The 12,146-nt window shown below is 73.8% G+C and carries 11 protein-coding genes; 4 read left to right on the forward strand and 7 right to left on the reverse strand.

Going from position 1 to position 12,146, the window contains the following annotated elements:
* Window positions 1-40 precede the first annotated feature (40 nt).
* Entirely contained in the window at window positions 41-379 is a 339-nt protein-coding gene (locus ACOJUF_RS13340; protein WP_420122327.1) for a CHY zinc finger protein, read from the forward strand.
* Here ACOJUF_RS13340 and ACOJUF_RS13345 read toward each other — a convergent pair.
* Window positions 376-1,824: a cobyric acid synthase gene (locus ACOJUF_RS13345; protein WP_420122328.1), complete on the reverse strand. Its 1,449-nt coding sequence runs from the start codon at window positions 1,822-1,824 to the stop codon at window positions 376-378. The two genes, ACOJUF_RS13340 and ACOJUF_RS13345, sit on opposite strands and share 4 nt — an antisense overlap.
* Window positions 1,825-1,885: 61 nt before the next feature.
* Between ACOJUF_RS13345 and ACOJUF_RS13350 the strand changes: the two genes are divergently transcribed.
* Window positions 1,886-3,091 carry an FAD-dependent monooxygenase gene (locus ACOJUF_RS13350; protein WP_420122329.1) on the forward strand — a complete coding sequence of 402 codons (1,206 nt, stop codon included), beginning with the start codon at window positions 1,886-1,888 and terminating at the stop codon, window positions 3,089-3,091.
* Here the strand turns inward: ACOJUF_RS13350 and ACOJUF_RS13355 are convergent.
* The 6 genes from ACOJUF_RS13355 to ACOJUF_RS13380 form a co-directional block, all read right to left on the reverse strand.
* Entirely contained in the window at window positions 3,078-3,509 is a 432-nt protein-coding gene (locus ACOJUF_RS13355; protein ID WP_420122330.1) for an SRPBCC family protein, read from the reverse strand. The genes ACOJUF_RS13350 and ACOJUF_RS13355 overlap by 14 nt on opposite strands.
* Before the next feature lie 25 nt (window positions 3,510-3,534).
* Complete coding sequence (locus ACOJUF_RS13360) at window positions 3,535-5,064, reverse strand: FAD-dependent monooxygenase (RefSeq protein WP_420122331.1); 1,530 nt, start codon at window positions 5,062-5,064, stop codon at window positions 3,535-3,537.
* Window positions 5,065-5,126: 62 nt separating this feature from the next.
* Window positions 5,127-5,573 carry a nitroreductase family deazaflavin-dependent oxidoreductase gene (locus ACOJUF_RS13365; RefSeq protein ID WP_420122332.1) on the reverse strand — a complete coding sequence of 149 codons (447 nt, stop codon included), beginning with the start codon at window positions 5,571-5,573 and terminating at the stop codon, window positions 5,127-5,129.
* Between the two features lie 24 nt (window positions 5,574-5,597).
* A complete protein-coding gene (locus ACOJUF_RS13370; protein ID WP_420122333.1) occupies window positions 5,598-7,010 on the reverse strand; it encodes a DUF6297 family protein in 1,413 nt (470 codons plus the stop codon).
* On the reverse strand, window positions 7,007-7,675 hold the full coding sequence (locus tag ACOJUF_RS13375; RefSeq protein ID WP_420122334.1) for an ABC transporter ATP-binding protein: 669 nt from the start codon (window positions 7,673-7,675) through the stop codon (window positions 7,007-7,009). Before ACOJUF_RS13375 ends, ACOJUF_RS13370 begins: the two co-directional genes overlap by 4 nt.
* Window positions 7,672-10,161 carry an ATP-dependent DNA ligase gene (locus ACOJUF_RS13380; protein ID WP_420122335.1) on the reverse strand — a complete coding sequence of 830 codons (2,490 nt, stop codon included), beginning with the start codon at window positions 10,159-10,161 and terminating at the stop codon, window positions 7,672-7,674. The genes ACOJUF_RS13375 and ACOJUF_RS13380 overlap by 4 nt, the downstream gene beginning before the upstream one ends.
* A 77-nt stretch (window positions 10,162-10,238) precedes the next feature.
* On the opposite strand from ACOJUF_RS13380, the gene ACOJUF_RS13385 reads away from it, so the two are divergent.
* Entirely contained in the window at window positions 10,239-11,201 is a 963-nt protein-coding gene (locus ACOJUF_RS13385) for a Ku protein (RefSeq protein WP_420122336.1), read from the forward strand.
* Window positions 11,202-11,450: 249 nt separating this feature from the next.
* On the forward strand, window positions 11,451-12,146 hold a 696-nt coding region (locus tag ACOJUF_RS13390; RefSeq protein ID WP_420122337.1), incomplete at its 3' end, for a DUF222 domain-containing protein.

Raw genomic sequence — 12,146 nt, forward strand, 5'->3', positions numbered from 1 at the left:
GGCGGAGCCCGGACGTCGCCGCACCCCTTAGTCTCACGGGATGGAGCGTCCACCGGTGCTCGGCCCGACGGTCGACGGGCAGACCCGCTGCGTGCACTACCACGGGCCCACGGACGTGATCGCGATCAAGTTCGCCTGCTGCGGCGCGTATTACCCGTGCTTCGAATGCCACCGGGAGACCGCCGGCCATCCGGCCCGGACCTGGCCGGCCGACCGGCGGTCCGAGACGGCCGTCCTGTGCGGCGTCTGCGGCACCGAGTTGCCGATCTCGACCTACCAGTCGGTGACCGCCTGCCCGCGGTGCGCCGCCCCGTTCAACGAACGCTGCCGGCTGCACTGGCCGCTGTACTTCGCGAGCGGGACGGGTTCCGAGGCCTAACCGATCAGGTCGAGCAGGCGGTCCAGGTCGATGTGGTCCTGGACCGCGTCGGCCAGCCGGTCGAGCATCGCCTCCCGGCGGTCCCGGAAGCCCGGGGCGGCCGGGTCGGCCCGAAAGCCCGTGGTCGCCGCCAGCCAGGCCCGCCGGAAGGCGTCGTTCTCGAAGGCGCCGTGCCACATCGTGCCCCAGACCGAGCCGGCCCGGGCGCCGCCCAGGAAGCCCTCGGCCCCGGGTTCGACATCCGCCACGCCGTGGTGGATCTCGTAGCCGATGACCTCGTGACCGGACCACGCACCGCGGGGGGTGGCCAGCACCTTGGCGGCCGCGAACCGCACCCCGACCGGGAGCAGGCCCAGCCCGTCGACCAGGCCGTCGCCGGACTCGATCCGGTCGTCGATGGTCCGCCCCAGCATCTGGAACCCGCCGCAGATGCCCAGCACGGGAACGCCCCGGGCCGCCGCGTCGCGCACCGCGTCGGCCACGCCGGTGGCCCGCAGCCACGCCAGGTCGGACACGGTGGCCCGGGAACCCGGCAGCACCACCAGGTCGGCCGACCGCACGGTGACCGGGTCGCCGGTCATCGTCACCTCGACCCCCGGCTCACAGGCGAGCGCGTCGAGGTCGGTCACGTTGGACAGCCGGGGGAACCGGAGCGCCGCGACCCGCAGCCGCGGTCCGGCGGCGGGCCGGTCCCCACCCCACCGCCCGACCTGGAGGGTGTCCTCGCCGTCCAGCCACACGTCCTCGAGCCAGGGCAGCACGCCCAGCACCGGCACCCCGGTCAGCTCGGCGATCCGGTCCAGCCCCGGCCGCAGCAGGCCGACGTCGCCGCGGAACTTGTTGATCACCAGGCCCCGGATCAGGGCCCGGTCGGCCTCGTCGAGCAGGGCGACGGTGCCGTAGAGCGCGGCGAACACGCCGCCGCGGTCGATGTCGCCCACCACCACGACAGGGAGCGAGAACCGCCGGGCCAGGCCCATGTTCACGTAGTCACCGGCCCGCAGGTTGATCTCGGTCGGCGAGCCGGCCCCCTCGCTGACGACCACGTCGTACCGCCCGGCCAGCTCGGTGTAGGCGGCGAACGCGGCCTGCGCCAGATGCCGCCGGCCGGCGGCGAACTCGCCCGCCTCCAGGGTCCCGGCCGGCCGGCCGCGGACGACGACGAACGAACGCCGGTCCGAGCCCGGCTTGAGCAGGACCGGGTTCATCGCCGATTCCGGCACCGCGCCCGCGGCCTGAGCCTGCAGGTACTGGGCCCGGCCGATTTCCGTGCCGTCCGGGCACACCATGGAGTTGTTCGACATGTTCTGCGCCTTGAACGGGGCCACCCGCAGGCCGCGGCGGGCCAGCGCCCGGCACAGACCCGCGGTGACGAGCGACTTCCCGGCGTCGGACGAGGTGCCGGCGACGAGCAGCCCGCGCGCGGGCAGGGAATGGGTGATCACCGCCACACCTTAGGGTTTCGCCGCTTCATCCGGTCGTCACGGGCAACCGGTAGGCATGGGCATGGACCGTCGCATCCTGATCTCCGGGGCCGGCATCGCCGGACCGACGCTGGCCTGGTGGTTGCCGCGCCACGGCTGGCACGTCACCGTCGTCGAGCGGGCGCCGGGCATCCGCACCGCCGGGCAGAACATCGACGTGCGCGGGGCCGCGCGAGAGGTCGTCCGGCGGATGGGCCTGGACGACGAGCTGGCCGCCCGGGGCACCGGGGAGGTGGGCACCCGGTTCGTCGACGGGCAGGGTCACACGATCGCGGCGTTCCCGGCCGCCGCCTCGGACACCGCCGGGGCGACCGCGGAGCGGGAGATCCTGCGCAGCCAGTTCGCCGAACTGCTCTTCGAGCGGACCCGGGCGCACACCGACTACCGGTTCGGCGACCGGATCGAGCGGATCGACGACGGACCCGACCAGGCCACGGTCACCTTTGCCGGCGGTGGGACCGAGCGGTTCGACGTCGTGGTGCTGGCCGACGGGGTGAACTCCAGGACGCGCGACTCCGTCTTCGGCGAGGTCCCGCGCCGGCCGCTCGGCGTGAGCATCGCCTACTACTCGATCCCCCGCGACGCCGAGGACGACGACTGGTGGCGCTGGTACAACGCTCCCGGCGGCCGCACCATCAGCCTGCGGCCCGACAACGTCGGCCGGATCCGCGTCATGCTCACCTACCGGGCCGGCCTCGGCGCGCCGGACCGGCTCGACCTGCAGCGCCGGTTCGCGGACGCCGGCGGGCCGGCGACCCGGGTGCTGCGCGGGCTGACGGAGGCGGACGACCTGTACGGGGAGGCCCTGCAGCAGATCCGCGCCCCGCGCTGGTCGGCCGGACGGGTGGCCCTGCTGGGCGACGCCGCCTGGTGCGCCACGCCGGTCAGCGGCATGGGCACCAGCCTGGCGGTCGTCGGGGCCTACACCCTGGCCGGGGCGCTGGCCGCCCACACCGATCCGGCGGACGCCTTCGCCGGCTACGAGCGCCGGCTCCGCCCGTACGTCGAGCGCGCGCAACAGCTTCCGCCGGGTACGCCCAAGCTCGCGCACCCGACGTCGGTCGCCGGCGTCCGCGTGCTGCGCACGGCCCTGCGGCTCGTCGACGCCCTGCCCGACCGGCTGTCCGGCCGGATGTTCGCGCCGCCGGCCGACCGGTTCGTCCTGCCCGACGTCCCCGGGCCGGAGACGCCGGACCCTTCGCCCCGGCGGCCCGCTACCGGGCGTTGAGCACGGACGTCATCTGCTGCACGGTCTTGTCACCCAGTTCCTCGAACTCCGACTTGAGGAACGGGGTGGCCAGCTTGGCCAGACCGTGGAACTCGATCTGCGCGTGGTAGGTGATGGCACTGCCGGTGTCGGTGGCCTGCACCGAGATCGTGTCCTGCGAGGTGGCGGTCTTGTTCTCGCCCTGGAACTTCAGCCGGGAGTCCGTCATCTCGACGAGCCGGTACTCCAGTTCGGTGTCCTTGCCCTTGAACTCCGACACGTTGTGCCACGTCGAGCCGACCTGGATCGGCCCGGCGTCGGTCCGGGTGCACGACTTCGTGCCCGGGTCCCACTCCTCGGCGTTGGCGAAGTCCTTCAGGTAGTCCACCACCGCCGAGACCGGTTGCCGGACTTCGAATGTGCGCTCGACATCGATCATGGTGGCCCTCCGGCGCGCTCGCTGGTCATTGTCCGTCCGGTGCCCCGCCGGCCGGCCCGCCAAACCGCCGGTCTCCGCCGGCCGGCCGACCGAACCACCGGGACAGGGCGTGCGAAAGACCGGTCGCGTCGTCACCGGCCCAGACCACATGGCCGTCGGGCCGCAGCAGGACGCCCGACCGGTCCGGGCCGTCGGGCCCGAGATCACCGGTGGGGACGTGGTCGACCCGGTCGGCCCAGCCCCGCACGGACAGCCGGCCGGTCCGGTCCAGCAGCAGGCCGCGGCCGCCGTGCATCAGTCCGTACAGGTGCCCGTCGCCGACCGGCAGGTCCCGCAGGCGGCGGCCGAGCAGCGCGGAGCCCGACCCGCCGTCGTCCGGGCAGTCGTACCGGATGTCGATGGCGACGACCTGACCGATCAGGTAGCGGTTGACCTCCTCGAAGCCCATCAGCTCGGTCAGCAGTCGGCGCACCGCCTGCGGGCCGGGCTCGGTGTCCAGCAACAGCATCTGGGCGCGGGTGTTGTCCAGGACGGCGGCGGCCACCGGGCGCCGCTCGCTCTGGTAGGTGTCCAGCAGGCCGGCCGGGGCCCAGCCCGCGAGCACCGCGGCCAGCTTCCAGCCCAGGTTGAAGGCGTCCTGGATGCCCAGGTTCAGACCCTGGCCGCCCACCGGCGGATGCACGTGGGCCGCGTCGCCGGCCAGCAGCACGCGGCCGGCGCGATACTCCTCGGCCAGCCGGGTGGCGTCGCCGAACCGGGACAGCCACCGCGGCGAGTGCACGCCGAAGTCGGTCCCGGCCACCGCCCGCAGCTGCGTGCGGAACTCCTCCAGCGTGGGTGGCACCGCCCGGTCCGCCGCGACCGCCGCGGCCGGCACGACCACCCGGAAGTACCCGTCGCCCAGCGGCCCGAGGCCGAAGCGCAACTGGGTCCGGCGGACCCGGGTGACGACCTCGGTCACCGTCGCCGGATCGGCGGTGACGGCCAGCTCGCCCAGCAATGTCTCGACCCGGGTCGGTTCGCCGGGGAAGCCGATGCCCAGCAGCCGCCGGACGGTGCTGCGTCCGCCGTCGCAGCCGACCACGTACCGGGCCCGCACGGCCGAGCCGTCGGCCAGCCCGACGGCCACGGCCCCGGCGTCCGGTCCGGCGGTGCCCTCGTCGGCGGGGGCGATCGCCGTCACCTCGACGCCACGCCGGATCTCGGCGCCGGCCGCGGCCGCGTGCTCGGCGAGCAGGCGGTCGACGACCGGCTGCGGGATGCCCAGCACGTAGCCGTGGGCGGTGTCCAGACCGCCGGGCCCGGCGGGCAGCGGGCGGGTGATCCCGGCGAAGAAGCCTCCCGGCGGATAGGTGCGGCCGTGCGCCAGGAACGGCTCGAGCAGCCCCCGCTGGTCGAGCACCTCGATGCTGCGCACGTGCAGGCCCAGGGCCCGCACCACCGTGGTCGGCTCCGGGTCCCGGTCCAGCACCAGGACGTCCACGCCGTGCCGCCGCAGCTCCCCGGCCAGCATCAGGCCCGTCGGACCCGCGCCGACCACCAGCACGTCACGCATGCGGCCTCCCGGCCTCGGTCCGACGGTCGCCGGCCGGGCGGCGGCACCGCCGAGGGTGGACGTCAGGACGGGTCGGGTTCGACCAGCAGCACCGGGATCTCCCGGTCGGTGCGGCGCTGGTACACCGCGTACTGCGGGAACACGGCCACCGCCCGATCCCACCATTCCGCGCGCTCGGGCCCGCTCAGTTCCCGGACCCGGCCGTCGATCACGCTCGCGCGGTCCTGCACGGTGACCTGCGGATCGGCCCGGAGGTTGCCGTACCAGGCCGGATGCTCCGGCGCGCCGCCCTTCGACGCGACCATGAGGTACCGGCCGTCGTGCTCGACGCGCATCAGCGGCACCTTGCGCAGCTTGCCGCTCCGGCGCCCGCGCAGGGTGAAGACGACGATCGGGATTCCGGTGTCCAGCAGGGTGTTGGCCTCCTGGCCGCCCGAGCGCTCGAACCGCTCGACCTGGTCGCGGACCCACTTCTCGGGGCTGGGTTCGTACTCGCCTGACAATGGCATGCGCCCAGCCTACGGAGCCCGGTCTCAGCCCCCGAGCAACCCCGCCATGGCCAACCCGGCCCCGGCCAGCAGGACGCCCGGGCCGCGCAGGAACCGCCGGACCAGGTCCTGGGAGTAGGTGCTGCCGACGACGAAGCTGGCCGCGAACGGCCGCTGGTTGGCCCGGTAGGCGACCACCAGCAGGGCCAGCGCCGGCACCGCGACCGCCCGCGCCGGACCGAGCGGTCCGGCCAGTACCGGCAGCGCGGCGAGCGCGAACAGCCCGGCGGCCAGGACCGGAACCCGCATCGCCGCGACCCGGCTCCGGGTGCGGTCGAGCCCGTACCGGTCGGCCAGCGCCGGCTCGGCGGCGAACCGGCGGACCAGGTCGGCGTAGCCGCTGACCGCCCCCAGCGCGCAGAGGTAGCCGACCAGGGCCAGGCCGGCGCCGGCCCCGTCGATCCCGCCGAGCAGGGGCGCCGCCAGGTAGCAGGCGGCCACCAGCAGCCCCCACCGACCGGCCGCCTGCACGTTCCGGACGGCCAACCGGCGGCCGACCGCGGCGACCGCGGCGGGCCCCGTCCCGGTCAGCCGGCGCCCGACCCGGACCGGCTGCCGGCGCAACTCGGGCCGGACCAGGATCTCCGACAGCGGGGCCAGCGTCTGGTCGGCGACGGCCTCGGTGACCGAGGCGACCGGACCCGAACCCGCCGTCATCCGGGCCAGGGGGATGTGACCCACCCCGTGGATCGCCATCCGGGCCAGCACGGCCGCCACGCCGACCGCGGCCGCCGTGACGATCCAGAGCAGCGGGGCGGGCGGGACGCGGACGTCGACCGGGTCGAGCGCGACCGCGGCGACGAACAGCACCACCGCGGACCAGCGGGCGACCAGCACCATCGCCCGGGGGGTGGCGGCCGCCTGGCCGAGTGTCGCGGTCGCACCCGCCGCGGCCCCGATCGCCGACGCGAGCGCGGTCGCGGCGACCGCATCGGTCCCGCGCAGTCCGGCCAGCCCGCCCAGGACCAGACCCGCGACGCCGGTCACCACGGCCGTCAGCCCCAGTGCGCGCACGGCCGGCCGGCGCAGAAGCACCCGGCGGTCGACCGGGGTGGACAGCACCCAGGACCGGTATTCGGGCCCGACGTTGACCGGCCCGGCCGCGACCGCGAACAGCACCACGACCGCGGCGGCGGCGAGCAGGAGCGCGGCCGCCGCCGGCCAGGACAGCGGCGGGGCGGTCGGCGCCGGCGCGGCCAGCGCCCGGACCCCGACGATGGCAGGGACCGTGCCGTACCAGAGCACGACCAGCGTCGTCTCGTAGCGGACCCCGGTACCCGTCACCGATCGCCAGCGCCGGCCCATCCGCCGCAGGTAGCGGGGGAAGTCGGCCGGCCGGGCGGGGTCCGGCGGCGCCGGGCGGCGGGCGAGGCGGGTCGGGTCGGCCGGGCCGCTCACGAGGCACCGTCCCGGTCGTCCTCGGGCAGGTCGAAGCCGAGCTCGACCTCGGCGTCGGCGGCCGCGGCCACCAGCACCGGGTCGTGACAGGCCATCAGGACCGCCACGCCGGCGCGCTGCTCCGCGGCGATCCGTTCGGCCAGCCACTCCCGGCCGGCCCGGTCGAGGTTCTGTTCGGGCTCGTCGAGCATCAGCAGGCGGCGTGGCCGGACGAAGCAGGCGGCCAGTCCCAGCCGCCGGCGCTGGCCCTGGGACAGGGCGAACGGGAACCGCTCGGCCATGTGGGCCAGGTCCAACTCGTCGAGCACGGCGGCGACGATGGGCCCCGGGTCGGTGTTGCCGTGCCCGCGGGCCATGAACTCCAGGTGTTCGCGCACCGTCAGCCCGGGGAAGTCGGCCCCGCCGCCCAGCGCGACGGCCACCGCGGCCCGGACGTGCGGCAGCCGCTCGGCGTAGGGACCCCCGTCGAACAGCACGACGCCCGTGGTCGGCTCCTCCCACCCGGCGATGCACTTGAGCAGCGTCGACTTGCCGGAGCCGTTCGGACCGGTCAGCGCCACCACCTCGGCCGGTTCCACGGTGAAGGTGACCCCGTCCAGCACCGCGACGTCGCCGTAGGCCTTGCCGAGATCGCGGACGTCCAGCAGGGAGCGGGCCGCGCTCACCGGTCCGGCTCCGGGACGAGGTCGGCCACCGTCTTGTCCGTCCGCAGCCCGCGCCAGCTGGTGGCCCGCAGCCGGCGCTCGGGTGTCCACTCGCCGTACTTGACCTCACCGATCAGCTCCGGCCGGACCCACACCGCCCCGGCGGCGTCGACCCGGGGCACGGTGTCGCCCACGGCCGACCGGTCGGTGCGCAACGGATCGAGCGCGGCCATCAGCTGGTCGAGAACGGCGTCGGTGAAACCGGTCCCGACCTTGCCCGCGTACCGCAGGCCGCCGGCCCCGTCCGGCACGGCCAGCATCAGCGCCCCGACCGTGCCCGCCCGCCGGCCCGATCCCGGCGTCCAGCCGACCACCGCCACCTCCAGATCCCGGAAGTTCTTGATCTTGATCCAGGAGCGGGAGCGGCGGCCCGGCTGGTAGGTCGAGTCGCCCAGCTTGGCGACGATGCCCTCCCACCGTCGATCGGCGCTGTCCTGCAACGCCTCCGGAGCCGGGCCGGGCAGCTGGTCGGGCACCCGGACCACCTCGCCGGCCAGCGGCAGGGCGTCGAGCAGGCGGCGCCGGTCGTCGTACCGTTTGTCGAGCAGGCCGACCCCGTCCAGCCACAGCACGTCGAACACCCAGAACTCCACCGCCACCTCGCGCATCACCCGGGCGACGTCCCGGGACCGCTGCACGTTCATCCGGCGCTGCATCTGGTGGAAGCTGGTGCGCCCGTCCTGCAGCGCGACGATCTCCCCGTCCAGCACCGCGCCGTGCCCGGCCAGCAGGTCGGCCAGCACCGCGAGTTCGGGGTAGGTGTGCGTGACGTCGTTGTTCAGGCGGCTGCGCAGGGTCGCCCCGCCCGGGCCGACGGTCGCGATCGCCCGGATGCCGTCCCACTTGCCCTCGAACCGCCAGCGGGTGCCGTCCGCGACGTCGGCCACCGTGCCCGCGGTCGCCAGCATCGGCCGGATGTCGGCGGGCGGTGCGGGGCGGGTGTCGGTGGGCGGGGCTGGTCGGGTCGCCGAGGTCGGCGCGTCGGTGTCCGGCCGGGGATCGTCGTACCGCTTGGGCGCGGCGCTCTGGTCCTTCATCCGGTGCATCAGCCAGTTCTTCCCGCCGGTCCGGATGAGCGCGTAGCGACCCCGCGCCTTGGCCCCCCGGAGCACGACGATCACCTCGTCGGCGCGCCACTTCTCGGTCGCGTAGGTGCCGCGGTCCCAGATCGTGACGGTGCCGCCGCCGTACTCGCCGGTCGGGATCTCGCCGGCGAAATCGGCGTAGTCCATGGGGTGATCCTCGGTGTGCACGGCCAGGTGATTGCGGCCGGAGGTTTCCGGCACCCCTTTCGGCACCGCCCAGGAGACCAGCACACCGTCGCGTTCCAACCGGAAGTCGTAGTGCAGGCGGCGGGCGTGATGCTCCTGGATGACGAAGGTGTCGTCGGCGCCGTGCGGGAGCAGGCCGGGTTCGGGCACCGGTTCCGGGGTCCGGGCCGCCGACCGCATCGACCGGTAGGTGTCCAGGGCGTGGTCCGGACGGGCGGCGGGCCGGCGCCCGCCCCGGGTCTCGGCACCGTCGTTGTCGCCGGACTCCAGGCCGGCCATCGGGTCCGGCGCGCGCTCGAGCAGGCGCAGCACCTCCGCGTACTCCAGGTGCATCAGCTCGGGGTCGGCCAGTTCCTCCCACGTCCGCGGGGCGGCCACCGTCGGGTGCTCGCGGCCGCGCAGCGAGTACGGCGCGATCGTCGTCTTCGACCCGTTGTTCTGGGACCAGTCGATGAAGACCTTGCCGCGCCGCAGCGACTTGGCCATCCGGGAGACCACCAGGTCCGGCAGGTCGCGCTCGATCGCCTCGGCGATCTCCCGCGCGTACGCGGAGGCGTCGTCCGAGGTCAGGGTGCCGTCGAGCCAGGAATAGAGGTGAATGCCCTTGGAGCCGCTGGTGACCGGGACCAGCGCGACGCCGGCCATCCGCTCGCGCACCGCTCGGGCCACCACGGCGCAGTCGGCCAGCTCCACCCCCGGCCCCGGATCGAGGTCGAAGACCAGGCGATTGGGCCGCACCGTGTCGAAACCGGCTTCGCTGAGCTGCGCAGCCGGGTCGTCGGGGGCGGTGTCGGGGTCGACGTCGGGGAAAGTCCATTGCGGGACATGCAGTTCCAGCGCCGCGATCTGGCCGAGCCAGACCAGCGTGGCCGGTGAGTCGACGATCGGGTAGTTCTTCGGGCCGTCGGAGTGCAGGATCGTCCGCCGCGGCACCCAGGTCGGCGTGCCCTTCGGCAGGTCCTTGTGGAAGAACGGCTGCGTGGACACCCCGTCGGGCCAGCGCTTGCGGGTCACCGGGCGGTCGGCCAGGTGCGGGATCATCACGTGCGCGACCTCGGCGAGGTAGGTGATGACGTCCGACTTGGTCGTCCCCGTCGCCGGATAGAGCACCTTGCGCAGGTGGGTCAGGGCGATCCGGTGCCCGTCGACCTCCACCGTCGCACCGTCCGCCGCCATGTCACCCACCTTTCCGGACCGGAACTTTTCGATCACCAGCATGCCCCGCCCGGCACCGAAGGGTTCATCATGGGCACATGCGATCGATCTGGAAAGGTTCCGTGGCGTTCGGCCTGGTCAATGTCCCGGTGAAGCTGTATTCGGCCACCGAGGAGAAGGACATCCGGTTCCACCAGGTCCACGCCCAGGACGGCGGCCGCATCCGGTACAAGCGGGTCTGCGACATCGACGGTGCCGAGGTGCCGTACGCCGACATCGCCAAGGCCTACGAGAGCGACGACGGCCGCACCGTGATGCTGACCGACGAGGACTTCTCCCAGCTGCCGGCCAGCTCCAGCCGGGAGATCGAGGTGGTCAGCTTCGTGCCGGCCGACCAGGTCGACCCGGTGCTGTTCGACAAGACCTACTACCTGGAGCCGGCGTCCACCTCGACCAAGGCCTACGTGCTGCTCCGGCAGACGCTGGAACAGACCGACCGGATCGCGATCGTCAACTTCGCGCTCCGGCAGAAGACCCGGCTCGCCGCGCTGCGGGTGCGCGACGACGTGCTGGTGATCCAGACCCTGCTGTGGCCCGACGAGGTGCGGGCGGCCGAGTTCGCCTCGCTGGACGAGTCCGTCTCGATCAAGCCGGCCGAGCTGAAGATGGCGGCGATGCTGGTCGACAGCTTCGCCGACGACTTCCACCCGGAGGACTACACCGACGAGTACCGCGAAGAGCTGCAGCAGATGATCGAGGCCAAGCTCGAGGGTGGCGAGGCGTTCGAGACCGTCGAGAAGGCCGACGAGGGTGAGGACGCCGAGGTGGTCGACCTGCTCGCCGCCCTGCAGCGCAGCGTCGAGCGGCACAAGGCGGGGTCCGGTGCGAAGGAGGACTCGGACGAGGACGACCGGAAGAAGGCCGCCACCCCGGCGACCCGCTCCCGCTCGAGCTCGACGACCCGGGCGAAGAAGTCCGGGAGCGCCGCAGACACCGACGCTGCCGACGACGCCGACACCAAGCCCACCCGCCGCCGTTCAACCGCCCGCAAGACCGGCTGAGCCTGCCCCGCGCGGATCACCTGCGCCGGCGCGGCCCTACCCGCGCGGATCAACTGCGCCGGCGCGGACGAAGTCGTACACACGCGCCCCACCCGTCCCATTCGGGGCACGTTGATCCGCGCAGTCCTCCACCGGCCCATCGAACGTCGAGACGACCCTCCCCGCGGTGCGGCTATCCGTTCGAATTTCCTCCTGTGACAAGGGTAGGAAGTCTTGCCGACGATCAGATGGGACCGTAGAATCGAACACATGTCGAGCACCGAGCAGGCCATCGCGTTCCGCGCGATGCTGGCCGAACTCGGCACCACAGGAAGCGACCCTGAGCTGATCGACGAGATCACCGCCCTGGAGCAGCTCACCACCGCGATCAGTGCCCGGCAGGCTCGGCTCACCGATGCTTTCGCCACCCGCCACCGCGCCCGGCTCATCGAGAACGGCATGGCCACCGCCGACGCCCGCCGCTCCGTCTGCGCTCAGATCGCGCTGGCCCGCCGGGACAGCCCGCAGAGGGGCAGCCGGCACGTCGGTCTGGCCCGAACCCTGGTCCACGAGATGCCCCGGGTGCTTCAGGTGATGGAACGCGGCGAGGGCAGCGAATGGCGGGCCACCCTGATCGCCCAGGAAACCGCTCACCTGAGCGTCGAGCACCGCGCCCAGATCGACGCGGCGATCGCCGACCACCTGTCCGGGTGGAGCGATCAGCACACCGCGCAGCAGGCCCGCGGCTGGGCGCACCGTCTCGACCCGGACGGGGCCGCCGACCGCGCCCGCAAGGCCGTCACCGACCGGCGGGTTACGATCCGCCCCGCCCCCGACTGCATGACCTACCTGACCGCGCTGCTCCCCCTGAAAGAAGGCGTCAGCGTCTACGGGGCCCTGCACCGCGCCGCGATGACCGCCAACAGCACCGCCGACGACCACCGCAGCAAGGGCCAGGTCATGGCC

This window comes from Nakamurella sp. (genome assembly GCF_048594475.1).
In the GTDB taxonomy this organism is placed as follows: domain Bacteria; phylum Actinomycetota; class Actinomycetes; order Mycobacteriales; family Nakamurellaceae; genus Nakamurella.